The sequence below is a fragment of the Nocardia sp. CDC160 genome, assembly GCF_035818795.1.
Lineage (GTDB): Bacteria > Actinomycetota > Actinomycetes > Mycobacteriales > Mycobacteriaceae > Nocardia.
Genome location: NZ_JAYKYT010000002.1, coordinates 1,167,875 through 1,190,436, shown reverse-complemented (window position 1 = coordinate 1,190,436; position 22,562 = coordinate 1,167,875). Strand labels below are relative to the sequence as shown.

At 64.9% G+C, this 22,562-nt stretch carries 21 protein-coding genes; 17 read left to right on the top strand and 4 right to left on the bottom strand.

The window, feature by feature from the left end:
- Nucleotides 1-6: 6 nt before the first annotated feature.
- The 9 genes from VMT40_RS13035 (at nt 7) to VMT40_RS12995 (ending at nt 7,819) form a co-directional block, all read left to right on the top strand.
- Nucleotides 7-1,245: a helix-turn-helix domain-containing protein gene (locus tag VMT40_RS13035; protein ID WP_326358235.1), complete on the top strand. Its 1,239-nt coding sequence runs from the start codon at nt 7-9 to the stop codon at nt 1,243-1,245.
- 465 nt (nt 1,246-1,710) lie between these two features.
- A complete protein-coding gene (locus VMT40_RS13030; RefSeq protein WP_326358234.1) occupies nt 1,711-1,881 on the top strand; it encodes a hypothetical protein in 171 nt (56 codons plus the stop codon).
- Complete coding sequence (locus VMT40_RS13025) at nt 1,878-3,170, top strand: nucleotide sugar dehydrogenase (RefSeq protein ID WP_326358233.1); 1,293 nt, start codon at nt 1,878-1,880, stop codon at nt 3,168-3,170. The genes VMT40_RS13030 and VMT40_RS13025 overlap by 4 nt, the downstream gene beginning before the upstream one ends.
- A 30-nt stretch (nt 3,171-3,200) precedes the next feature.
- Nucleotides 3,201-4,160 carry an NAD-dependent epimerase/dehydratase family protein gene (locus tag VMT40_RS13020; protein ID WP_326358232.1) on the top strand — a complete coding sequence of 320 codons (960 nt, stop codon included), beginning with the start codon at nt 3,201-3,203 and terminating at the stop codon, nt 4,158-4,160.
- Nucleotides 4,161-4,282: 122 nt separating this feature from the next.
- A complete protein-coding gene (locus tag VMT40_RS13015) occupies nt 4,283-4,438 on the top strand; it encodes a hypothetical protein (RefSeq protein ID WP_326358231.1) in 156 nt (51 codons plus the stop codon).
- Between the two features lies 1 nt (nt 4,439).
- Nucleotides 4,440-5,321, top strand: a complete 882-nt coding sequence (locus tag VMT40_RS13010) for a formylglycine-generating enzyme family protein (RefSeq protein WP_326358230.1) — start codon at nt 4,440-4,442, stop codon at nt 5,319-5,321.
- 12 nt (nt 5,322-5,333) lie between these two features.
- Entirely contained in the window at nt 5,334-6,311 is a 978-nt protein-coding gene (gene galE / locus VMT40_RS13005; protein WP_326358229.1) for a UDP-glucose 4-epimerase GalE, read from the top strand.
- A gap of 42 nt (nt 6,312-6,353) precedes the next feature.
- The gene (locus VMT40_RS13000) at nt 6,354-7,073 is read left to right on the top strand and encodes a PIG-L deacetylase family protein (protein WP_326358228.1); all 720 of its coding nucleotides are present in this window, start codon (nt 6,354-6,356) and stop codon (nt 7,071-7,073) included.
- Nucleotides 7,061-7,819: a class I SAM-dependent methyltransferase gene (locus VMT40_RS12995; protein WP_326358227.1), complete on the top strand. Its 759-nt coding sequence runs from the start codon at nt 7,061-7,063 to the stop codon at nt 7,817-7,819. The genes VMT40_RS13000 and VMT40_RS12995 overlap by 13 nt, the downstream gene beginning before the upstream one ends.
- Nucleotides 7,820-8,017: 198 nt before the next feature.
- Here VMT40_RS12995 and VMT40_RS12990 read toward each other — a convergent pair whose 3' ends face one another.
- Together VMT40_RS12990 and VMT40_RS12985 are read right to left on the bottom strand one after the other, a co-directional pair.
- A complete protein-coding gene (locus tag VMT40_RS12990; protein ID WP_326358226.1) occupies nt 8,018-8,392 on the bottom strand; it encodes a DUF397 domain-containing protein in 375 nt (124 codons plus the stop codon).
- Nucleotides 8,389-9,231: a DUF5753 domain-containing protein gene (locus tag VMT40_RS12985; RefSeq protein ID WP_326358225.1), complete on the bottom strand. Its 843-nt coding sequence runs from the start codon at nt 9,229-9,231 to the stop codon at nt 8,389-8,391. The genes VMT40_RS12990 and VMT40_RS12985 overlap by 4 nt, the downstream gene beginning before the upstream one ends.
- Before the next feature lie 183 nt (nt 9,232-9,414).
- Here VMT40_RS12985 and VMT40_RS12980 point away from each other — a divergent pair, with 183 nt between their 5' ends.
- The 3 genes from VMT40_RS12980 to VMT40_RS12970 all read left to right on the top strand — a co-directional run bounded on the left by VMT40_RS12980 (nt 9,415) and on the right by VMT40_RS12970 (nt 11,523).
- On the top strand, nt 9,415-9,711 hold the full coding sequence (locus VMT40_RS12980) for a hypothetical protein (protein ID WP_326358224.1): 297 nt from the start codon (nt 9,415-9,417) through the stop codon (nt 9,709-9,711).
- Nucleotides 9,708-10,073: a hypothetical protein gene (locus VMT40_RS12975; protein WP_326358223.1), complete on the top strand. Its 366-nt coding sequence runs from the start codon at nt 9,708-9,710 to the stop codon at nt 10,071-10,073. Before VMT40_RS12980 ends, VMT40_RS12975 begins: the two co-directional genes overlap by 4 nt.
- A gap of 1,126 nt (nt 10,074-11,199) precedes the next feature.
- Nucleotides 11,200-11,523 (top strand): hypothetical protein, encoded by a 324-nt coding sequence (locus VMT40_RS12970; protein ID WP_326358222.1) that lies wholly within the window; start codon nt 11,200-11,202, stop codon nt 11,521-11,523.
- 170 nt (nt 11,524-11,693) lie between these two features.
- On the opposite strand, the gene VMT40_RS12965 is transcribed toward VMT40_RS12970, so the two are convergent.
- On the bottom strand, nt 11,694-12,614 hold the full coding sequence (locus VMT40_RS12965; protein WP_326358221.1) for a TRM11 family SAM-dependent methyltransferase: 921 nt from the start codon (nt 12,612-12,614) through the stop codon (nt 11,694-11,696).
- A 38-nt stretch (nt 12,615-12,652) separates the two neighbouring features.
- Nucleotides 12,653-13,336, bottom strand: a complete 684-nt coding sequence (locus tag VMT40_RS12960) for a hypothetical protein (protein ID WP_326358220.1) — start codon at nt 13,334-13,336, stop codon at nt 12,653-12,655.
- Nucleotides 13,337-13,779: 443 nt separating this feature from the next.
- On the opposite strand from VMT40_RS12960, the gene VMT40_RS12955 reads away from it, so the two are divergent.
- The 5 genes from VMT40_RS12955 (at nt 13,780) to VMT40_RS12935 (ending at nt 22,504) form a co-directional block, all read left to right on the top strand.
- Nucleotides 13,780-14,733 (top strand): hypothetical protein, encoded by a 954-nt coding sequence (locus tag VMT40_RS12955; protein WP_326358219.1) that lies wholly within the window; start codon nt 13,780-13,782, stop codon nt 14,731-14,733.
- Entirely contained in the window at nt 14,724-15,125 is a 402-nt protein-coding gene (locus VMT40_RS12950; RefSeq protein ID WP_326358218.1) for a pilin, read from the top strand. The genes VMT40_RS12955 and VMT40_RS12950 overlap by 10 nt, the downstream gene beginning before the upstream one ends.
- Before the next feature lie 334 nt (nt 15,126-15,459).
- Nucleotides 15,460-16,944 carry a hypothetical protein gene (locus tag VMT40_RS12945; protein WP_326358217.1) on the top strand — a complete coding sequence of 495 codons (1,485 nt, stop codon included), beginning with the start codon at nt 15,460-15,462 and terminating at the stop codon, nt 16,942-16,944.
- The gene (locus tag VMT40_RS12940) at nt 16,941-19,985 is read left to right on the top strand and encodes a TraG/VirB4 family ATPase (RefSeq protein WP_326358216.1); all 3,045 of its coding nucleotides are present in this window, start codon (nt 16,941-16,943) and stop codon (nt 19,983-19,985) included. Before VMT40_RS12945 ends, VMT40_RS12940 begins: the two co-directional genes overlap by 4 nt.
- The gene (locus VMT40_RS12935) at nt 19,985-22,504 is read left to right on the top strand and encodes a type IV secretory system conjugative DNA transfer family protein (protein ID WP_326358215.1); all 2,520 of its coding nucleotides are present in this window, start codon (nt 19,985-19,987) and stop codon (nt 22,502-22,504) included. Before VMT40_RS12940 ends, VMT40_RS12935 begins: the two co-directional genes overlap by 1 nt.
- Nucleotides 22,505-22,562 lie beyond the last annotated feature (58 nt).

The following is a 22,562-nucleotide window of genomic DNA, read 5'->3' as shown; positions in this document are numbered from 1 at the left end:
TCCGAGATGCCGACCGCAGCTCGTTCCGACACCGATGACGGCAGGTACGTTGGCAGTAGGGTCGCCGCGATCCGTAAGCGGCGTGGGATGACTCAGCAGATGCTGGCGGATCAGACCGGGATCTCGCGGGGCGCGATCGCCAAGTACGAAAACGGCGAACGGCCCGTCGACAGCCGAAAGACATTGCACTCCTTGGCCAAAGCGCTCCAGTGCGATGTCCGTGATCTCACCGGTCACGACCAGGACCGGTTCGATCCGCGAATGGCAGAGTTCCATGCCGCAGTCCCCGATATCGAGGTAGCCCTGTGGACCGCAGGCAACACCACGCCCACCGGGCCGCTGCGCAGCCTTGAGGAACTCGCAGCGATGTCGAACGTCGCGCGTGACCTGCGAATCAACTGCCAATATGGGCGGGTAGCTCCCATGCTCGCCCCCATGCTCACCGACTGCTATCAGCACGCGCGAGACACCACCGGAGCCCAACAGGAGACCGCGTGGGATGTCCTGTCGACCGTCGCGGATACGGTAGCGAAATCACTTCGCGCATGGGGATATCCGGCCTTGTCGTGGACGGCAGCCGACGAAGCGGAGAAGGCCGCACAGCATCTCGGAGGCACAGCCGTCACCGCCGCGGCCGCGTTCGACCGATCTCAAGTCTTGTTGTCGCGCCCCGGGGCGTTGTCGCGTGCTTTGCAAATCGCCGAAGATACCGCCAAACTCGTCACCTCCGAGGCCCAGACGCGGGGCGAGTTGGAAACGCTGGGGATGCTCCACCTTCAGGCGGGGCTGGTAACCGCCAGCCTCGGTGGCGACCCTGACCCCCACCTGGACGAAGCCGCCGAACTCGCGACACGCCTTTCCGCCGCTCCTGCGGGGCGGCGGATGCTGCGCAACCCAACATTCGGCGCAAACAACGTTGCGCTTTGGCGGATGTCGTCCGCCATGGAGCGGCGAGACGCCAGCACGGTGATCGAACTCGCTCCCACAGTCGACCCCGACGTCATCCCGGCCAAGGGACGACGGGCCCAGTACTTCGTCGAGCTCGGGCGAGCATATGCGATGGAAAAGCAATGGCGAGCGTCGCTGGCGGCACTGTTGCGTGCCGAACACACAGCGCCACAACATGTTCGGAGCATGAGCGTCGTCCGTGAACTCGTCGGTCACATGATGCGCATTGCGAGCCGCGATCTCGCGAAAGGCGATCTCGGTCGGCTGGCGCAACGTGTGGGCGCGATCCCACGCTAACCGGCACCTCACGGGCCTCGTGGATCCGCGCGGCCCATGCCTTCGCCATTGACACCTGCGAGGGATCTGTGGAGCCCGACATGCTGATCGTCCGATCAGCGTCCATATCCCCAGTGTGACCGTATGTCGGATGGTCGTGTCCCGCTGCGGGACAAAATGCTCCACGACTTCGACGACGCTATCAATCAGCGCCCGTTGCCCGCGTTGCCCCAGCCCCGAAGACGCGGCGCGTCACCGACTGGACGATCGCAGCTGCGTTCGTAGCCAACCGATCGGCGACATCCGTGCAATTGGGTCGCATTCCATCCACCGAATTGAACACTGCCGACCAGAGGTTCCGATGCTGACGACATCGATACTGATCTGCCTGACCGTGACGCTCGCCCTTTTCGCGGCCTGTGCCTTCTATCTTCCTCCACGAACGTCGGAATCCCGACGCCAGAAGCGGATGCGGTCGAGGACACGATGAACGCGAAGCTCAAAGACGAGTGGAGTCAAAGACATCGGTACTGCCACGAGATTCCCGAACCGATGGAGCTCGACGAAGCCCGATTCGTACTTACCGCCCACGCTGAGCACGGCGTCGAATGCGTCCAGTTCATCAGCGCACTGGCCTATGCCGAGGTACGCGCATGACATCCGCGGAAACGGTGGCGCCACGTTCACAAGCGTTCTGCCAGCGCAGGGTCGTTGTCGTTGGGCAAGGATTCGTCGGACTACCAGCCTCGATGTTGGCCGTTCAGGCCGGGCATAACGTAGTCGGCTACGACACGAATGTCCGTCGGGTGACAAGGCTGGAGAGCGGCGACTCCTACATCAGCGACGTGTCCTCTGATCACCTGCGGGAGGCTCTGACCTCGGGCCGGTTCACACCTACAAACGACCCAGCGATGCTAGAGGATTTCGACGTCGCATTGATCGCTGTCCCGACTCCGCTGGTCGGCGATCAGCCGGATCTCAGCTATATCGAGGCCGCCGCCGCTTGCCTCGCCGGTTACATCCGGTCGGGTTGTCTCGTGATCCTCGAATCGACGACATGTCCCGGCACCACTGAAAATGTCGTTGCACCAATCCTGGAGACTTCGGGGTTGAAAGCAGGCCAGGACTTTTCGCTCGGGTACGCACCTGAGCGTCTCAACCCTGGCATCAGTTTCGTTGAGCTGGTCAAGGTTCCGAAGGTCGTCTCGGGCGTAGACGCCAGTTCCACTATGGCGGTCACGGAATTCTGGTCGGAGTTGGTCGCCAGTGTCGTAGCGGCACGCAACGTTCGCACGGCCGAGGTGGAGAAGCTCGTCGAGAACGCCTTCCGGCTAGTCAACATCTCGTTCGTCAACGAGCTCGCTCGCCTGGCTCGCTCGTTGGACGTGTCGATTTGGGATGTTTTGGATCTCGCGGCGACGAAGCCCTATGGGTACATGAGTTTCCTGCCAAGTGCTGGTGCCGGCGGCCACTGCCTTCCGTCCGACACTACCTACCTGGCATGGAGCCTGCGGACAGCGGCACAGCCTTCGACTCTGATCGATACGGCGATCGATATCAACCGGTCCCAGCCGGTGTACGTCGCGGGCCGGGTCGTGGCCGGGATGCTGCGCCGCAATCACACCACGACCCACCACCACACCCCGCACGTCGTGATCGTCGGCGCAACCTACAAGCCCGACATCGCCGACTCGCGGGATTCGGCTGCGCTCAAGGTCGCACACAACCTGCGTCAGCAGGGCGTGGATGTGGCAGTCGTCGACCCGATGCTGGTGGATACCGCAGATGTGTTGCCTGAGCTCACCGTCGAACTCGTGACACGCGCGACAGCAGTCGTGTTGCTCGTTGCCCACGAAGGGCTCGACTACGACCTCATCTCCAGCGCCCGCTACGTATTCGACGCGTGTGGCGCACTGCCACCAGCGAACAACATCGAACGCCTTTGAATCTCAAACAATTTCACTCAAGAGGAATCCATGATCAACAATCACGTGCTAATCACCGGCGGAGCCGGATTCATCGGATCCCACCTCTCCCGCCACTTGCTTGAGGGCGGTCATTTCGTGACCGTTGTCGACAACATGCTCACCGGTCGACGAGCGAACATCGCCGATATCGCCGAGAACCCGAACTTTGTGATCCGCAACGCCGACATCTGCGATCCGCGCTCGACCGAGGACTTGACGCGGGTAACCCACATCGTCCACCTCGCCTGCCCCGCCAGCCCGAAAGCCAATAGCCGCTGGCCGTTGGATACCATCCGCGCTAGCTGTGTAGGCACCCTCAACATCCTCGAGTTGGCCGAGCACACCAAGGCCCGCGTGGTCTGTGCGTCCAGTTCGGAGATCTACGGCGATCCGCTCGTCCATCCGCAAGCCGAGTCCTACCGGGGAAACTGCGATCCCATCGGTCCGTTCTCCGCCTACACCGAGGGCAAACGGGTGCTGGAAGCCGCCTGCGCCGCACATCGCCGCCTGGGCACCAACGTCGGAATCATCCGCCCGTTCAACGTTTTCGGCCCTGGTATGTGGCCCGACGACGGGCGCGTAATGTCGAACTTCTGCGCACGGGCGCTGCGCGGTGAAACCCTCGAAATCGCCGGTGGCCACCAGACCCGATCCTTTTGCTACATCGACGATTTCGTTGACGGTCTCGTCAAGATGATGGAATCATCATCGTTCGGGCCGATCAACCTCGGCGACGCAAGCACCGAGATCACGATCGCTGAACTCGCTGAACTGGTCGTCAACTCAGCCGGAATCGGGCAGGTGAAACTGACCACGGGCCGCGTCGGCGATACTCACCGGCGACAGCCCGACATCAGTCTGGCGAAGCGGGTTCTCGACTGGACACCCACCACCTCGCTGGCTGTCGGCATCGAGAAGACGTTGCGATGGATGGCGGACATCCTGCCTGCCGATAGGGCGGTGAGGTGATGCCCACCGTCACGTTCACGGTACCGCCGAGCTGGACCAGCGTTACCGACCTCACCGAATTATCCTGTCAGGCAACAACTGTAGGAAACGCGCTTACCTGGTTCGCTGAGCGATACCCCTGTTTGAGGAAGCGGTATCTCACCTCGGGTGGTGAGATCGCTCCCTGGGCGCTGGTCACCCTCGACCACGTCGATGTCCGCAGCCTCAACGGGCTCTCCACCCGCGTCGAGGCCGACCGTGGCGAAATCGGCATCATCGCCGCACTGATGGGTGGATGACATGACCACGATGATCGAGATCCCTGCGGCGAGGGTTGAAATCGGCGCTCCCGAACATCACCTCGACAGCTTGGTCGAGTCGCAGCACTACGCACGGTCCTGGTTTGAAGACGAAGCACCACAACACATCCGCCATATCGCGGCCTTCCAGATCGACCGCACGCCGGTCACCAATGCGGCGTTTAGCGAGTTCGTCGGCGCTACCGGATACGTCACCGGTGCCGAACAACGCGGCTACGGGTTGATCTACGGATCGGACTACTGGCATGCCGAGCCGGATATGTGCTGGCGTTATCCTGCACCCGGTGTGAATGCCCTCGGCGACCGGCCGGAGCATCCTGTCATCCACGTCGATCACACAGATGCCACCGCCTACGCCTCGTGGGCAAGTAAACGGCTCCCCACCGAGGACGAATGGGAGTACGCCGCACACGGAGCGTCATGGTCGCCCTATCCGTGGGGTCACGAATGGAACCCGGCTTGCGTCAACTGCGTAGAGCATTGGGCCGATGGGCCGGTACACGCGCTCGGAGGCTGGCAGGAATGGTGGCAGTCCCGCTACTTAAAGTTCGGTGCCGCACCGGCAACGACCGATGTGGGCAGCTTGAGCCCGGCCGGCGACTCCGAGTTCGGGGTAGCCGACATGTCTGGGACGGTCGCCGAGTGGACCTGCAGCACCTACAGCCCCTACGACCCTGCGCGACAGTATGACCCAGCGCTGGTCGCCGCGATGCGCCACGGCTATCGTGTGGTGCGCGGCGGCAGCTGGAAGCACATGAAACCCCAGGTACGCACGACCGAACGAATGGCGTGCGAGCCCATGTACAGCAGCTTCGAGCTCGGCTTCCGATGCGCTGCCGACGCCGAACCCAACCATGCATAGGAGAGCTGGTCCATGCGCGTACTCGTCACCGGAGGAGCCGGATACATCGGTTCGGTTGTCGCTCACCAACTCGTGGACGTGGGCCATGACGTTACCGTGCTCGATGACCTGTCATCCGGACACGCCGACAACGTGCCCGCAGCAGCACAGTTCGAACAGATAGCCCTGCATAACGTCGCCCAGGTCCTCACACCAGCCGCCGACTTCGACGCTGTCCTGCACTTCGCAGCGAAGATCGAAGTCGCCGAATCCGTCGCGCATCCCGAGCGGTTCTGGGACAACAATATCCGAGGCACGCTCGCGCTGTTCGATGCTGCTCGTGCGGCAGGCACTCCTCGGCTGGTGTTCTCCTCCACGGGCAGCATGTACTCGGGGGTTCCGCCCTTCACAGAGGATTCGTTGGTGGCTCCCCGCAATCCCTACGCGGTGACGAAGTACTCGATCGACATGATGATCGAGGGCGAATGCGGGCGGCCCGGGACGCCTTTGGGGGCTGCGGTGTTGCGCTACTTCAACGCCGCGGGCGCAGTGCGTACCCCGGAGGGCAGGTGGCTGACCGAACGCCACGATCCGGAGACTCACCTGATTCCCATCCTATTGCAATGCGCTGCGGGACAGCGCGATTCGTTTACCCTGTACGGCACCGACTACGACACTCCCGACGGCACCTGCGTACGCGACTACATCCACGTGAGCGATCTCGCGGCTGCGCACTTGGCCGCACTCGACAACATCAGGCCAGGGCGCTACGAAGTTTTCAATCTCGGCAACGGCAACGGCTACACGAATCGCGAGGTAGTCGAGACCGTCCAACAGGTGACCGGACAGCAGTTTCCGGTCATCGAAGCCGCGCGTAGGCCGGGTGACGCCATCGTGTCGGTCGCCGCCTCGAACAAGGCCGCCACGGCCCTCGGGTGGAAACCACAGCGCCCAGATCTGGCCGACATCGTCTCCGATGCATGGGCGGCGTACCGAACTCTCGAACCGTAAGACTGCGAGCGCCCCAGCGCCGCCGAGCCCGGAGCGATTGCTATGAGCGTGGATTGGGCCCGTCACCGCGTGCTGATCGTCGCTCCGCATCCCGACGATGAAGCGATCGGGTGCGGAGGATTGATCAGCCGCGTGAAGCGGGAAGGCGGGCAGGTGTTCGTCCTGTGGATGACAATCGCTGACATCCGCGACTTCTCGCCGACTGGACTGTCCACCGCCGAGCAGCGCCGAAGCGAAATGACACAGGCGCAATCATTTTGGCCATTGGACGGCTGCCATTTGGCCCTGCCCGGAGACTGCTACAACTTGAGGCTGGATACCGTTGCGGTCGGCGACCTCGTCGACCTGCTGGAGCGCGGTGACAACCCCTTGTCACTCTCGGCGCTCCGACCGACGTTGATCGCAATCCCCGACCCGACCAGCTACAACCAGGATCATGCCGCCACCGGCTCCGCAGCGGTGAGCGCCTTGCGCCCCGGCCCTGACTGCTACCGCCACCAGCCCGAACTCGTGCTGATATACGAGGAAGTCGGCGACGTCTGGACCGGTAGCCAGACGGCACAGGCACACAACTTCTTCGTCACTCTCACCGCCGAAGACCTCGACCGGAAGATCGAAGGTCTGCGCGTGCACGACAGCCAGTGGCGCGACCACCCACACACCCGGTCGGAGAACGCGCTACGTGGCCTCGCGGCAGTCCGTGGCGCGCAATGTGGCACCAACTGGGCCGAGGCGTACCGATGCATGCGATGGCGAAGCTGACCGGAAAGGAACCGCTGATGATTGAAAATCCCACTGTGGGAGACGCGTTCGGCGAAGCACTCCTAGAGGAGTTGACCATCGGCAATGCTTTCGAAGTCGCCGAACGCGACGACGGCCACATCGGCGTTCACCCCATTGCCCGGTACTTCGCCGAATACCCGCAGTGGCCCCCGTTGGAGGCCAAGGCAATCGACAGCGTCGGCAGCCGCGTCCTGGACGTCGGTGCCGGAGCAGGCCGAGCCGCCCTCGAACTGCAGAACCGCGGTGTTGAGGTGCTCGCCGTCGACACCTCGCCTTCCGCGATCGACGTATGCCGCAGCCGGGGCGTAGCGCAGGTCCAACACGGCACCATTCTCGACATCCCTCACGATATCGAACTGTTCGACACCGTTTTGATGCTGGGCGGGAACTTCGGCTTCCTGCAAAGCCCCACCGCCGGCCGTGACTTCCTCATGGCCGTAGCCGCAGTGACTTCACCAGGGGCACAGCTTTTCGGGATAAACACCGAACCCGGCCTGACCGAAGACCCAGCACACCTGCGGTACTACGCCCGAAACCAAGCCGCAGGCAGAGCCTCCGGACAGCTGCGCCTACGCATCCGACACAAGAGGACCGCAACTCCATGGTTCGAATACTGGCTGATGTCCGAGCAGGAAATCGAACAGGTTGTTAATGGAACCCCATGGCGGCTAGCCCACCTGGATCGCGACGGCGCGAGATACCTCGCGACCCTCATACGTGAATGATCCGCATTTACAGCGCGAGTACCGCGCCGCTGCCCCCGAATCACTAGCCGTCAGAACTGGGCGCACCTGTACGAACTCAGGGACAACTGAGATCTCGCGATAGAGGTCGGCCACCTGCGCGGTGGCCGACCTCTATCGCGAGTATGCGGATGCCAAGGGCACGTCGGATCGCGCTCCCATGGCTAACCGCAGTAGGTGTCAAGCGGCGTCGGCTTCTCCGTCCGCGACCCCTTTTGCCCACGCGTCCCACTCGCGGGGGGTGTAGTCCAGCCGGACGGCCTCCCCGTTCGTACCCATCCCGATCAGGGTCGACGCTCCATTGGAATGGAGTACAACCTCGATGCTGGCTGTTGCACCGGACCGCGCACTGAGGGTCAGTTCAAGAAGCTGCTGCCAGTCACCGCGCGGGCACACGATGATCGGCTGCTTGTCGGTGTCGCCTGCGTACTTGCTGTCCTGGATGAGTACCCGCTCTCCGTCGAACTTCCACTCAACGCACGACGGACCGTCATTGGAACGGAGCGGCTTGCGGAAGCCGTTCTTTGTCCAGTTCACAGGGCTGATTGCGCTCATGATTGTTGGGCCGTCCTATCTGCCGTTCGTTCTATCAGAGTCAGTGAGTCCTCCCGGCTGAGTGCCAGGTCCAATTGCCTCTCGAAGAGGATTCGCAACTCACGTACCCGACTCGCATCATCGATGATGCCGCGTGTCACGACGGACTCATGCCATGCGACAGGGCTGAGCATCGGACTTGCGAAGTAGAGGATGTGGAACGGCGAGCCGGACAGGATCGGCCTGACGGCCGCGGTGAAGGGAACGATGCGGATGTCGATCGTCTTCTCGTGGATCTTCACCATCTCCGCGAGGTGTCGAAGCTGCCCGTGCATGACGGCTTGATCGCCCGTCAGCTGCTCAAGTGCGGCTTGGTGAATCAGCGCCGTCAGGTGCAACGGCTCGTCACCGACGAGCAGCTGCTGGCGCCGCATTCGGACCTCGATGTAGAGATCGGTGTCCAGCGGGCGAATCCGAGCAACGTCCGATTGCATGATCGCCCGTGCGTAGTCCTCGGTCTGCAGCAGGCCGGGGATAACCAGTGCTTCGTACGTCGCAATCGACTCCGCTCCGTGCTCCAAGCCGAAGAGGCGACGCGTTTCGTCATCGAAAAGGCCCTGGTACGCCATCCACCAGCCGCGTTCACGCGAACCTGTTCGCAGCGCCTCAAGTTCACGGCGTTCCGTGATGTCGAGGCCGAACAATTCAAGCATGGCATTGAACTGATCGTCGGTGAGAGTGCGCCGGTCCGACATCAGCTGGTGCCAGTAGTTGGTCGTAATTTTCAGGGCAGCCGCAGCCGTCGCCGGGTCGATATTCAGATCGGTCTTCCACTGGTTCAAGCGAAGTAGCAACTCCATCCTCGCAACCGTGGGCGACATGGGCACGACAACTCCTTCCGTCTGGTGGCGCAATCTTACCCCCGGAAAATCGGTGGTCTGCGTCTTGCGTTGACAACTTGTCAGAGCTAGCGTCAATTGTGTTTTCTGTCACTGTCAATGACAAGTTTGGAACAAGATCGAGTCAGTCAGGAGCGCCGAGCGATGACTATCCAGGTGACCCATTCACTGATCACAAGCGATCAGACACAACATCGCGCCCGCTCTGTTGGTCAGGGCGGCTGGGCCGTGTCGTGGCTCCCCGGCCGCACTATCACGACCGAACAGGCAGTGGTAGCGATGCAGCTGGCGGAAGCCGTCAGCGTATTGCCCGCCTTCGCGGGGATCCTGGGACTTCCGCCATGCGAGGCCGTCGGCAAAGCACTGCTGGACTTTCGCCCGGTCGATACGCGAACGGAACAGGTCGTCGATTCCGTGGCGCAGGTCAGGGGACCGCGATGACGAACACCGATACCCGCGAGCGGCGGCCATTGGCATACGCGCTGTTCCGGACCGACAAGTCCGATTTTCTGCAGCCAGTCGAAACTGGTCGCCTCAACCTCCTCGCGGAAAGCCTCGGATTCGAATTGCGCGGGATCCTCATTGCCGAGTCGGACGCTGACTTCGCTCCTCTCTTTGCCAGCTTTGAACTGTCGGGGATAACCGCTCTGCTGGTGCCCTCGGTCCTGCACATGACGGGATGGATGAACGTTGTTCGACAGGCTGTCGACGTATGGACACTCGACCCGCCAGGACGGTGGCCGCGCCATACGGCGCCGGGAGTCGCGTCCGGGTTTCTTCCAAGCACTGGCAGCGAGCGATGACGTCTCATGTGATGCATCTGCACCTGGAATTCGGAGCGCTTGTCGTGGACTTTCAGGGCGGCCGGGAACAGGTCCTCGAGGTGGCTGCTGAGCTGTCAACCAGCGTTCTCGGAGTGATGGTGACCGTAGACGAACGGGTCACGCCGAAGATGCCGAAACTCCCCTGCGCCTGGCTGTGGGACCTGCCTAGAAGGAGGCGCGCCAATCCCGACCGACCCAGCGAAATGATCTGCACCTCAAGGGTGCAGGCCGTGCGGACCGACCCTGATCAGGGTCGGTCCGCTTTCTGTTCAGAGTCAATCAACAAGTAGGAGGGTTGTGATGGTTTCGCTCGCGATTTTCCTGATCGGGGTGGGCGCAGGTGCGTGCTTGGTATGGGCGCTGGTGTCCTACACAGCGCTGAGTCCGGTCTCGTCGGCATTGCCGGAGAAGGCGGTGCCGGTGCAGCTAATCCTCGAACGCGAGGGTTTCCCCACGACCTGCTCGTCGGTAGCACCTGCGGCCGGACGTCGGCGTAGCGGAGGCAGGCCGCGCCCTGCACTCAACATGCACAACGCTGGTCCGGCTCGTTCGAAAGGCCGGTCTCTCCATGTCTGATGCGATGCTCGACAGGAAAGGGCAGGCGCTTGTAGATCGGATGGTCGAACAGCGGTGCCAGCTGTATCAGTCGCAGTTCGAGCTCGAGGCGTTCCGCGATCCTGATCGTGGCGATATTCGGGTCGCGACTGGACCGAACACGGCGGGTCTGATCGTCCCCCGAGCCCTCGCCATTAGGGCGGCAGCCTTGCTGGGGCCGGGGTCCGCGCCTGTGTACTGCGTAGGAGCTGCGTTGTGGGTTTTCGTAACCGACGGCTTGCCTGACGGACTGGACGCTCGCCGGTTGGCGATCTCGGTGTACTGGTGCGGGGCGGTTCCGGTCCTCTCGCCGTCAGTGCTGGTATTGCCCACACCTGGCATCCGCAGACGGTGCTGGATGTCGCTCCCCACTGGCCCGACCCGGCCACCCATCCGCGAAGTCGCCGCTGCTGTCGTGTACGCGACCGGCATGTAGTACGTCCGAACTTATTGACTGCCAGGCTAATTCGCGCGCATCGACAACTCTCGTCACCCTCGGATCGGTAATAGCATGTTGCCTTGTCGTAAGCCCCTGCTCTCGCCGCCGCCGATCGCCGTCGGCTACATCAATCGGCATCGAATCCCGGACGGTGTGCCGGTCGAGACCATCGGCATGCCCCTTCGTGCCTGGGCCTCCGAGTTCGGGTACGCCTGGGGCGGAACATATCTCGCCCAATCCGCCGATCAGGAGACGGTCTCCGCATTGATTCGCCGCGCCCGAGTGGACAGAACAGTCGAGATCGTGGTGGTCCCTAACACCGATCACTTCCCCGCTGGCCAGTGCGTGATTCTCGCGGGCGAGCGATGCGTTCAGGTGGTCGCAGTACGCCGGTGACCGGCGGACAAACACACGGTCGGAGTCCCCGGGAATCTTTCGCACGCCGCTGGTCGCGGTCATCGAACATCACCCCCGCGTCGTCCCTGTCGGCTGGGCTGGGGCCAGCGGTTGCCCGGCGCATCGGTGCACGTCGGGCAACCGCCGACCGCTACTCGCGGGCCGAATGCTCAGGCGACCCAGTCGTATGGGGCCTGTCCCGTATTGCGGTGTCCTGCAAACTTTTCCAGAACGAGTACGTCCTCGTGGGCGATTAACTGAACGGGCAGGCCAGCGGCGCGCTTCTTGGTGATCAGGTCACGTTGGAAAAAGCTGCTGTGGGCGACGAGCTCGCTCTCGGCCACTCTTCCGAGCAAGGCGACGCAGCGTTCGACTGGTTCGAGTCCTGCCAGCGCTGCGCATGTAAGCAGGTGTGACGGAAGGTCGACCAATTCGGTGTGCTCGCGCCAGGGGCGGGCGGTGATGACGATATGGCCGCCGGGGCGCAGGTAGGTGGCGCAGGCGGTGAGGATGCGGGTGAAACCGGACAGCAGCCTTCCGAGACCGACGTTGGCGAGGTTGCCGCGGTCGAGGGCGGAGCCATAGCGGTAGTCCGTCTTGTGGACGCCTTGTCCGGGGATGACTTTCACTTGGCCGTGGGTGGCGGCTCCGTAAGGCGGTGAGGTGATGATCAGGTCGACGGCACCCAGGTACTCGGCGGGCAGCGTCGTAGCGAGTTTGCGGGCGTCGCCGGTGTAGACGGTGGCGGCCTGGTCGCATCCGGCGCTACGGGCGAGTTCGATGTTGGTACGGGCGATGTCGGCCCATCGCGCTTCGTATTCGTTGCCGAGAGCGCGGCGGCCGAGGTGGAGGGCTTCGACGAGGGTGGTGCCGATCCCGCACATGGGATCGAAGACGAGGTCGCCCGGGTGGGTGTAGTGGGTAATGGCGTGGGCGGCGATGGCGGGGAGCATTTTGGCCGGGTGGGCGGTGCTGTCGGAGTGGTAACGGCCTTTGCGTTGCGCGGCGGGGGCCTGCTGCGCGGTCACCCATACCGTGGACGGTGCGGGAACCGGCGGGGACGCGGGGTTCGGTGTGGCGTTAGTGCTCATGGGATTTCCTCGCTGGTGTCGGTGGGCTACGGATGTGGTCAGGCGGCCTGGTCGAGGGTGCTTGCGGAGTGTCTGGCTTCGGGGTTGAGGAAGACCGAAATATCGAGGTGTCCGTTGAGATGTCGGCCGGCGGACTCGGCGGGTACTTCGGCGGCGGTGACCGAGTCGCCTTCGAGTGGAACGGCCACGATGTGAGACAGGTAGAGCAGGTCGGCGGCTTGGGCTGCGGCCACGACCAACCCCGTGGGGTCGATCAGGCGGCCATGGGAGTCGTGGCTATGGCGAGAAATCACCGCCAGGACTCCACCCGCACAGAGTTTCTCGGCCGCCCCGAAAGTCAGACGGGCGAGAGTGTCGGTGTCGACGGGGCTGGGCATCGGTGCCAGCAGACTCGCCACGATGAGATCCGCTGGATCGTTGACGCGGGGAGTCGCGAGCGGGCTCGCCGCGGTTGCGGCGGCGCTCGGCGGAAGATGGCGGTGCAGTTCCGTCGCCAACGGGGCGATGACTTGGGGAGCAAGGGCTTCCTGCTGCGGGGTCAGTGCCGCGAGTAAGAAGAAGCCCTTCGGATTCATGAACTCGTGGATTGCGCGTGCGAGCACCCGCAGCGGCCCGTAGCCGGTGACGGCCAGAGGTGCTGGTCCAGCGTTCCAGATGCTGGTGGGAATGGGTACAGCGGATGTTGTGGTGGGGCGACGTCGGCGGGGCTGGGATTCGGTCATGAGACGCTCCTTCGAGGCGTGCAGAAATTGCGTTTTCGTGACCGCAGTTGCCAAGAACCCCCCGATTTGCGACAAACGCTTAAGTAGAAATTTCTACTCGTTCAGGTGCCGACCCTGAATTGAACTGGCCCGCGCCGAGTTTCCGGAACCGGTTCCGGTAGTGCGCCAAATACTTTCTTTGTCTTTTTCTGGAGCGCCAGGTTAGAAGCGTTTGGCCAAAGTCGGTTAGATCATGGTTAGCGCCACCGGACACACACAACCGCTGGTAGAGCGCGAATCCACTCCGCTTGTCCGTCCGTTGACGGCTCGCGCAGGTCAATGGCATGCACGCATGGCGGAGAGTTCTTGGTGGCGTTTTCGGGGTCGTTTGGTGGCTTTTTGGTGGCGGCGCTCATGTGTCCTCGCTGAGTCGAATTTCGTTCTCAACGAGGAGATGAGTGGTCATGGATTCACGCGATGGAATGCACGGCTCGCAGGGATATATAAAAGCTGCATCACCGTTGGCGGTGGTGCGATCGGCGTTCGATGCGATTGCGGCCGATCCGGTCGGATTGCCGCCGGAATGTGTCATCGCACTCGGCGGGCCGGTTGCCAGTTGGGGCCGGTTGCGTGAGGTGTTGTGCGATCCCGGATTGTCGTTGACGGCGGTCGACGCGATCTGGGTTTGGCTGGTGCGCCTTGCCCGGCAGGATGCGGGTGCTTTGCGGTGTGCGGGCGTCGCGCTGCCGATGCTGTCGGCAATGGCACGGCGCGTCAGCGGCCGTACCCTCCGAGTCCCGTATGACGCCGAGTCGCAGGTACTGGCCGCGTTTCTGTCTGCGCTCGGCCGGGTCGATCTCGACCGACCAGGAGTGTGGCCTCGATTGCGGTGGGCCGCGTTCGTTGGTGGTCGTGCGTGGCTACGACATGAGGTGGCCACAGCATCGCCCACTTTAGGGCTCACCACAGCGGGCGAAACTCGTCAGCACGGACGACAGGTGGCTGCCGCGCAATCCGGACATCCCGAGCTGCTGCTGGTGCAGGCGGTCGCCGAAGGCGTACTCGATTCGGAATCCGCGGGGTTGATCGCTGCCACTCGGTTACAGGCGCAAACGCTCGCCGCGGTAGCCGCCATCCTCGACGTTCCGTACAAGCGGCTCGAAAAGCGCCGATCGCGCGCCGAGGCCCGGCTGACTGAGTGGCTGCGTCAACGACTTGCGGACCAGCGCAGCGATCACTCCAGCGCGGTCGAGATACACGCGATGGACACCGCGACCCGGACTCGGACTGGCGGCGCGCAAATTCCACGCGACTCGGTGTCGCAAACGGGGGTGTCGCTGGCAACTACCCGACGCGCGAGGACCACCCCGATCCCCGCACTTCCTACTCCTGCGGAGGTGAACCGCCGATGCGCGTAACCCCTGTTCTCCCTTCCTTTCAGCCCCGTGGCCGAGCCCGTTCCGCTCGTTCCACCAAGGGCGTCACCCGCACACTGGTGTGCGCCTTCGCGCTGGGGTGCGCGCTGGCGTACGCGTCCGGATCGGCTGCTGCACAGCCGGTTTCGATACTCGCTGTCGCTGGATCCTTCCAAGAGGTCCTTGACAACCTTCGCAACTGGTTGATCGGCATCCTCGCCACAATCGCCACGGTCTGTTTGACCATCGGCGGCACCCGCTACCTGATCTGCTCGGGCGACCCCGGCGAAGTTGAACGCGCCAAGGTCGCACTCAAGGCCGCGTGCATCGGCTACGCGCTGGCAATGCTGGCCCCGCTGGTGGTCGCAGTATTGAAGTCGATCGTGGGCGGCTGAGATGGCTCCCTCGATTCGCTTCGGCCCGCCGCCCGCTCTGCGCATGCTGGTGCTTTTGCTGGCCGCGCTATCGGCGATCATGGTGTGGGGCAGTGGGATCGGCGCGGCCGAGCCGACCATCACCCCCGCGCCGACGGTGCCCGCGCCTACCCCACCGCCTACGTCGGCACCGGCACCCCCCACCACATCCGGGGTTCCTGCCCCGGCCCGCCAACCCGGACCGCTACCCGCCAGTCCCGGGGAGTCGACAGGATCGGATGGCGCGCACCGTGACTGCGGGATCAGTGACCTGGACGCGTGTGTTTCCAACGCCATCGACGACTTCTTTCGAAGTTTGGTCGACTCCGCGCTGAACCCGCTGATGGATCTGCTGTCGCGATACATGCTGACCACCCCCGATCCGAACACATTGCCTCAAATCGGGGTGCTGTGGTCCTCGTCCTGGCAGCTGGTGCTCGCGATGTACGGCCTCGTGGTCATCGCCGCCGGCATCCTGCTCATGTTCCACGAGACCCTGCAAACCCGGTGGGATTGGCGCGAGATGCTGCCACGCCTCGTCGGTGGGTTCATCGCAGGCGCAATGAGCATGGTCATCGCTACTGAAGCGATCCGCTTTGCCAACGGCCTCGCGATGGCGTTCGCGGGAGACCATGTATCCACCGACGACGCCTCGGCCGCATTCAAGTCGATGTTGCATGTCGGCGGACCGATCACCGCAGTGCCGCTATTCACGACCTTTCTGCTCCAGGCGCTGGTCATCGTGCTGGCGATCTTGTCGATCACCTATGTCATCCGAGTAGCGGTCACCGTAGTCCTCATCGTCACCGCGCCGTTGGCGATGATGTGCTACGCCCTGCCTGCCACGGAGCCGATCGCCCGCTGGTGGTGGCGCGCATTCTCCGCCTGCCTGGCGATCCAGGTTGTGCAATCCGTCGTGTTGATCACCGGGCTGAAAGTTTTTCTCTCCCCAGGAGGTTGGTGGTTTTTCGGCCCCACCAAGACCGGCTTTACGAATGTGATCGTCGCGCTGGCCATGGGCTGGGTGCTGATGAAGACCCCGTTCTGGTTGATGTCCGCGCTCAAGATCAGCCCCGGCAACGGGATGGTGTCGTCGCTGGTGCGCGGATTCATCGCCTACAAGACCATGGGCGTGCTCAAGGGCACCGGCAAAACCCCACCGCCACAGCGGAAGAAGCCAAAGCCACAACCAATCAAGCCACAGACACCGCCCAACCCGTACGCGAACGTCCGCGCCACCCGCAGCGGGCAGCTGATGCTCCCACTGAACGGGGTGAAGCGCGTACCGCCCAAGGCCGCGCCCCCAGCCCCGATCCCGCACGCCGCATCGATACCCCTCGCCGCACCGCAAGGGACTCAGCTGATGTTGCCGTTGCCGCAATTCCACGGCGGAGTCAACCTCGGCCCCACTCCGCAGCTGGGCCGAAACGGCCAATACCAACTGCCGATCCCAGTCCAGCGCGTCCCCAAACCGGCTCCGCCACCGACGACTCCGCCGGTTCCGAGATCGCTGCCCGGCACACGGAGCCCGCAGCCCAAACAGCTGGCCTTCGACTACACCGTGCCCGCCACACCGGATCCGTACGCCGGTAACCGTCCCACCCGCAGCGGCCAGTATCCGCTGCCGATCGAGGTACGTCGCGCCCCGACACCGCGCACCAGCGCCGCGTCGCCGCCCGCGCGTACGGCTCCGCCGCTGACGCCTCCCGCGTCGCGTTCGGCGGGGCGGCAGCTGCATCTGCCGCTTCCTGATCTGCCCGTCCGTCGTCGTAACCGCCGCACTCCCAGGAGCTCGAAATGACTGTCACCGCACGCATTCCCGCTGATGTCGATCGCCGCGACAAGCTGATCGGCCCATTCACCGCCCGGCAACTCGCGATCCTCGCCGCCACCGCCCTGACGCTATATGGGACCTGGCTGCTCACCCGCACCGTCATCGACCCGCCGGTCTTCGTCGCCGCTGCGGTCTCGATTGGCGCGCTGGTCACCGGCCTGGTGCTCACCACCCGCGACGGCCTGTCCGGGGACCAGCTTCTGGTCGCCGCAATCCGTCACCGGCTGCGCCCGCACCGCCTCGTCGCCGCCCCACACGGGTTGGCCACGGCCCCACGCTGGCTCACCGCCCACTCCGCCAGCAATCCGAAATCGGTTGCACAGCAGCCAATCACACCGACCACAGCGCAGCTGCCGCAGGCGGTGAGCGCCAGCGGCGAGGTCGGGATCGTCGACCTCGGTGCCGATGGAGTCGCGGCGGTCGCGCTGGCCGGAACCGTGAACCTGGCGCTGCGCACTCCGGCCGAGCAGGCCGCCCTGGTGGCCCAACTCGGCGGCTGGCTGCACTCGCTGCGCCAGCCGGTGCAGATTCTCATCCGCGCGACCCGCCTGGACCTGACCGGTCGTATCACCGCGCTGCGCGACTCCGCGGTGGAGATGTCGCCGGAGCTGGCCGAGGTCACCTGCGATCATGCGGCGTTCCTGAGCGGGCTGGCGACCGGCGAGGATCTGCTGCATCGGCAGGTGCTGCTGGTCTGGCGAGAACCGCTGTCCGGGGTCGGGGCCGCCGCACCGGGGCTGGCCGGACCGTCGGCGCGCACGATCGCCGGTTCGCTACTACCCGGCCGCCGCCGCGCCGCGCGGGAAGTCTCGGCGGCCGCACGCCGTGCCGCCGAGACCCGGCTGCTGCGCCGCCTTGGTGAAGCCACTGACATGCTGGCCCCGCTCGGTATCAGCGTCACCGCTCTCGATGACGCACAGGCCACCGCGATCCTGGTCTCGGCCACCAATCCGGGCAGCCTGGTCCCGCATTCGGCCGATATCGCCGCTCCGGATGCTGTCATCACCAGCGAGTCGAGCACGACAGATGAATTCGTCGCCGAACTCGGGACCGACGAGAACACACTCAGCGGCGGTGAATCGCGGCGCCGGAAGCTGGTGCGGCGCATCCGCTTCGGTTCCCGCTCACCATTCACGCCGGAGTCGCTGACCCGAGGATCGCGGCATGTCGAGGTCGGCTCGGATTGGGTGAGCACGCTCGCGGTGACCGGCTATCCCCGCGAGGTGGCCGGCGGGTGGCTTGCTCCATTGCTCGCGCATCCCGGCCGTGTGGACCTCGCGTTGCATATCGAGCCGATCGATCCGGTGACTGCCGCGAACAGGTTACGTCGCCAGCAGGCCCGGCTGGAGTCTTCGCGCCGCCATAACGCCTCCTATGGGTTGTTGGCCGACGACGTGCTCGATGTCGCTGCCGAAGATGCCGCTGATCTGTCGGCGCGCGTTGCCCGCGGCGAGGGCCGTCTGTTCCGGGTGAGCCTGTATCTGAGCGTGCACGCGAACTCCGAAACCGAACTGGCAGAAGAGGTTGCCGCGGTGCGGGCGTTGGCGGCGAGTCTGCTCATCGACACCAGCCACCTGACTTACCGGGCGATCCCGGCATGGACAGCGACACTGCCGGTGGGCTTGGACCCGGTGAAGGTGGGCCGCACGTTCGACACCGATGCGCTCGCGGCGGCATTCCCGTTCACCTCCCCGCAGCTTCCAGTCGCGGACCCGGTCACCGCGCACCGCCCGCAGGGTGTGCTCTACGGCCGCGATGCCGCCAGCGGTCTGGTGTTCTGGGATCGGTTCGCCGAGGACATCCACAACCACAATGCGGTGATCCTCGGCCGCTCCGGTGCGGGCAAGAGCTACCTGGTGAAATCGGAGCTGCTGCGCTCGCTGCAGCGCGGCATCGAGGTGATCGTCATCGACCCCGAGGACGAATATCGGCGCCTGGCCGAAGCAGTCTCCGGCACCATCCTGGCCCTGGGTGCCCCCGGAGTGCGGCTCAACCCGTTCGACCTCGAACTGCATGTGCGTGCCGACGGCCGCCGTGCCGCTCCGGCTGACTCGCTGACACGGCGGAAGCTGTTCCTGCACACCGTGATCCGAGTCTTGATCGGCGAGCAGACGCCTGCGCAGCGGGCGGTGCTCGACACCGCACTGACCGCCACTTACGCGGCTGTCGGGATCACCGAGGATCCGAGCACCTGGACGCGCCCGGCGCCGACGCTGGGTGGGCTGGCTGAGCAGCTGAGCGTGTGCGGGAGCAGCGTCGGTGTCGAACTGGCACAAGCCTTGTCGCCGTTCGTGGCCGGAGGCGCATTCGCCGGACTGATCGACGGTGGCACCACCACCGCGCCCGAGGGCGGGCTGGTCGTGTTCTCCCTGCGGGAGCTGCCTGATGAGCTGAAAACTCTTGGCACGCTGCTGGCTTTGGATGTGACGTGGCGGCGGGTGTCCAACCCGAGTACTCGGCGTCCGCGCTTGGTCGTGGTGGACGAGGCGTGGTGGATGATCCGCCAGCACGCGGGCGGAGAGTTCTTGTTCCGCGCGGCAAAGGCATTCCGCAAGTACTGGACCGGCCTGACCGTGGCCACCCAGGACTGCGCCGATGTGTTGGCCACCGAGCTGGGGCGCGCGATCATCGCCAATGCCGCCACGCAGATCTTGCTGCGTCAGGCTCCGCAAGCCATCGACGAGGTGGCCGCCGCGTTCGCGCTGTCGGAGGGTGAAAAGCAGTTCCTGCTCGCCGCCGATCGCGGGCAGGGTCTGTTGGCGGTGGGCATCGATCGCACCGTGTTCGCTTCGCTGGCTTCGGATTTCGAGGACTCACTGATCACGACGACTCCGCAGCTGTCCACGGTGAGCGAGGACTCCGATACCGACGTCCTGCTCACTGAGGGCGACAGCGAGGTCGCTATGCCGGCGGGTCTCGACGGCTCCGAAGCTTCCGACAGTGACGAGGCATTGCTCGCGGATGAGGACAGCGTGATCGTTCTCGATGCCCCGGAAGCCGCTGCCTGATGTCCGCGCCGTCGAATCCGTCGATCCCCGACTTCGGCAGGTTGGGGCGGTGGCTCACCGATCCTGGCCATTTCGGGGTCTGGGTGGGAGAGCTGGCTCGCTGGCCGCTCAGTGGAGCACACCCGATCCTGGTGGGCCTTCTTGCCATCGGTGTCCTTGCCGCGGGCGTGGGTGTGCGGCGGATTCGGCGGGCTCGGCTCGGCTCCGGGGCACGACAGGTGCGGATCTTGTGTCCGCCGTCGGTGTCCCCGGAGGCGGGCGGAGTGTTGTGGGCGCATCTGGTCGGCCTGCTGCGTCCACGCTGGAAGCGGCTGCTGTGCGGGCAGCCGCATCTGAGCTTCGAATACCAGATCACAGGAGGAGAGGGGGTCACGCTCAGTCTGTGGGTACCCGCCACGATCCCACCGGGCCTGATCGAGCGCGCCATAACCTCGGCCTGGCCGGGCGCACGCACCGACACCCGTAAGGCCGCCGACCTGCCACTGACCATCCCCGCCACTGGGTTCGTGCAGGTCCTCGTCGGGGGGAAGCTTCGGCTGGCGTGCCCCGAGGGATTGCCCATCCGCAGCGACTATCACGGCGGAGATATTGCGCGTGAATTGCTCACTGCCGCCGCCGATCTCGACCCCGGCCAAGCGGTGTGCGTGCAGATCCTGGCACGGCCGGTCACCGGCGGCCGGGTACGGCGCGCACTCACCGGGGGCCGGAGCGGGGCCGCCTTCTTCGCGTCCCGGGTGGTGCGTGGCGTGCTGCGCGAGATGCTCGACTTCCTCACGCCCGGTGCGGGTACGCGCCGCGCCCGTTACCAGGGTGCGGTGCCCGCCGATCGGCAGGCCCGAATGGAAGACACTACCCAGGCGCGAGCGACGATCACCAAAGTCCGTGGTGGACACTACGAAACGCTCATCCGCTACGCCGCCGCCGTCACTGTGCCCGCGCACGCAAATCGCGAAACCTTCTCGGTGGCAACAGCGGTCGCGCGAGGTCGCGCTCACGCCGTGGCGGCGGTGTTCGGGGCGTGTGCCGATCACAACTTCTATCGACGCCGCTTTCACCTGCGGCTGGCACCGGCGTTGTTCGGGCGTTGGCTCGGGCGCGGTGATCTGCTGTCGGTGGCGGAACTGGCGGGCATCGCACATCTGCCGATCGACCCCTCGGTCCCGGGTCTGGCGTGCGCCGGTGCCGCCGCCGTGGCCCCGGCGGCCACGATCCCGGTCGGCGGCGCGCACACCAAGCCGCTCGGTGTCGCCGACACCGGCACCGGCCGCCCGGTCGCGCTACCGGTCGTCGACGCCCGCCACCACCTGCAGGTCATCGGCGCGACCGGTGTCGGCAAATCCACCCTGCTCGCACATCTGATCCTCGATGACGCCGAGGCCGGACGCGGGCAGGTGGTGATCGACCCCAAAGGCGACCTCATCACCGACGTCCTGACACGACTACCGCGCCGACTCGCGGGAAAGGTGGTGTTGTTCGACGCCGACTCCCAACGCCGTCCGCCGTGCATCAATCCGCTCGACACCAGCGTCGAGGGCCTGGATTTGGCGGTCGAGAATCTGGTCGCGATCTTCTCCCGCATCTATTCGCGCTGGTGGGGTCCGCGTACCGATGATGTGCTGCGCGCGTCGCTGCGCACACTGTGTGCGCGGCCGGGCACGCCGACACTGGTGGACTTGGTGAAGCTGCTGACCGGGGAATCCAACCTCGATCGGATTGCCCGCGAGGTCTCCGACCCGGTGCTGCGCGGCTTCTGGGCCTCCTACAGCAGCTTGTCCGAGGCCGGGCGCGCGCAGATCGTCGCCCCGTTGCTCAACAAACTCCGTGCCTTTCTGTTGAGGCCGTTCGTGCGCGAGGCGATCGCGGCCGGCGAATCCACTCTCGAGCTCTCCGAGGTGCTCGACCATGGCGGCATCTGCTTGGCCCGCTTGCCCAAAGGCGTCCTCGGCGAGGAAACCACGCGCCTGGTCGGGTCGCTGCTGGTGGCCCGGACCTGGCAGGCCACCACCGCCCGCGCCAGCACCGCGTCCTCGGCCCGCCCGGATGCCTCGCTGGTCTTGGACGAGGCCCACAACTTCCTGCACATGGCTACCTCGATCGAGGACATGCTCGCCGAAGCCCGCGGCCTGCACCTGGCGCTCGTGCTGGCACACCAGAACCTCGGCCAGCTCCCGCGCGAGCTACGCGAAGGCATCTCGGCCAACGCCCGCAACAAAATCATCTTCTCCGCCTCCCCCGAAGATGCCCGCGACCTCGCGCGGCACACCAGCCCGGCCCTCGGTGAACACGACCTGACCCACCTCGACGTCCACCACGCCGCCGCCCGGCTGCTCATCGGCGGGCAACAAAGTCCGCCGTTCACCTTCACCACCCGCGCGTTGCCCGACCCCGTGCCGGGGCGTGCCCGCGAGATCCGCACTGCCGCCAACGCGGCCCGTGAAAAGCGCGCTCTCTCACTGGATGACTCGGCCTCTGAGCCGACCTACTCCACACCGTCCGAAGGTGACCCGCGCTTGTCCTGAACGCGCCGACGCAACTCGTGTGCTCGAACCGATTGCACGGCACCCGTTTTCGCTGACC

What these genes read in the sequence shown, in the direction of transcription:
- VMT40_RS13000 (WP_326358228.1), top strand. Translation starts at nt 6,354, where the DNA reads ATGAGCGTGGATTGGGCCCGTCACCGCGTGCTGATCGTCGCTCCGCAT.
- VMT40_RS12990 (WP_326358226.1), bottom strand. Translation starts at nt 8,392, where the DNA reads ATGAGCGCAATCAGCCCTGTGAACTGGACAAAGAACGGCTTCCGCAAG.
- VMT40_RS13010 (WP_326358230.1), top strand. Translation starts at nt 4,440, where the DNA reads ATGACCACGATGATCGAGATCCCTGCGGCGAGGGTTGAAATCGGCGCT.
- VMT40_RS13035 (WP_326358235.1), top strand. Translation starts at nt 7, where the DNA reads ATGCCGACCGCAGCTCGTTCCGACACCGATGACGGCAGGTACGTTGGC.
- galE (WP_326358229.1), top strand. Translation starts at nt 5,334, where the DNA reads ATGCGCGTACTCGTCACCGGAGGAGCCGGATACATCGGTTCGGTTGTC.
- VMT40_RS12985 (WP_326358225.1), bottom strand. Translation starts at nt 9,231, where the DNA reads ATGGAGTTGCTACTTCGCTTGAACCAGTGGAAGACCGATCTGAATATC.
- VMT40_RS12950 (WP_326358218.1), top strand. Translation starts at nt 14,724, where the DNA reads ATGCGCGTAACCCCTGTTCTCCCTTCCTTTCAGCCCCGTGGCCGAGCC.
- VMT40_RS12970 (WP_326358222.1), top strand. Translation starts at nt 11,200, where the DNA reads ATGTTGCCTTGTCGTAAGCCCCTGCTCTCGCCGCCGCCGATCGCCGTC.
- VMT40_RS12980 (WP_326358224.1), top strand. Translation starts at nt 9,415, where the DNA reads ATGACTATCCAGGTGACCCATTCACTGATCACAAGCGATCAGACACAA.
- VMT40_RS12965 (WP_326358221.1), bottom strand. Translation starts at nt 12,614, where the DNA reads ATGAGCACTAACGCCACACCGAACCCCGCGTCCCCGCCGGTTCCCGCA.
- VMT40_RS12940 (WP_326358216.1), top strand. Translation starts at nt 16,941, where the DNA reads ATGACTGTCACCGCACGCATTCCCGCTGATGTCGATCGCCGCGACAAG.
- VMT40_RS13020 (WP_326358232.1), top strand. Translation starts at nt 3,201, where the DNA reads ATGATCAACAATCACGTGCTAATCACCGGCGGAGCCGGATTCATCGGA.
- VMT40_RS13030 (WP_326358234.1), top strand. Translation starts at nt 1,711, where the DNA reads ATGAACGCGAAGCTCAAAGACGAGTGGAGTCAAAGACATCGGTACTGC.
- VMT40_RS12960 (WP_326358220.1), bottom strand. Translation starts at nt 13,336, where the DNA reads ATGACCGAATCCCAGCCCCGCCGACGTCGCCCCACCACAACATCCGCT.
- VMT40_RS12995 (WP_326358227.1), top strand. Translation starts at nt 7,061, where the DNA reads ATGGCGAAGCTGACCGGAAAGGAACCGCTGATGATTGAAAATCCCACT.
- VMT40_RS12935 (WP_326358215.1), top strand. Translation starts at nt 19,985, where the DNA reads ATGTCCGCGCCGTCGAATCCGTCGATCCCCGACTTCGGCAGGTTGGGG.
- VMT40_RS12975 (WP_326358223.1), top strand. Translation starts at nt 9,708, where the DNA reads ATGACGAACACCGATACCCGCGAGCGGCGGCCATTGGCATACGCGCTG.
- VMT40_RS13025 (WP_326358233.1), top strand. Translation starts at nt 1,878, where the DNA reads ATGACATCCGCGGAAACGGTGGCGCCACGTTCACAAGCGTTCTGCCAG.
- VMT40_RS12955 (WP_326358219.1), top strand. Translation starts at nt 13,780, where the DNA reads ATGGATTCACGCGATGGAATGCACGGCTCGCAGGGATATATAAAAGCT.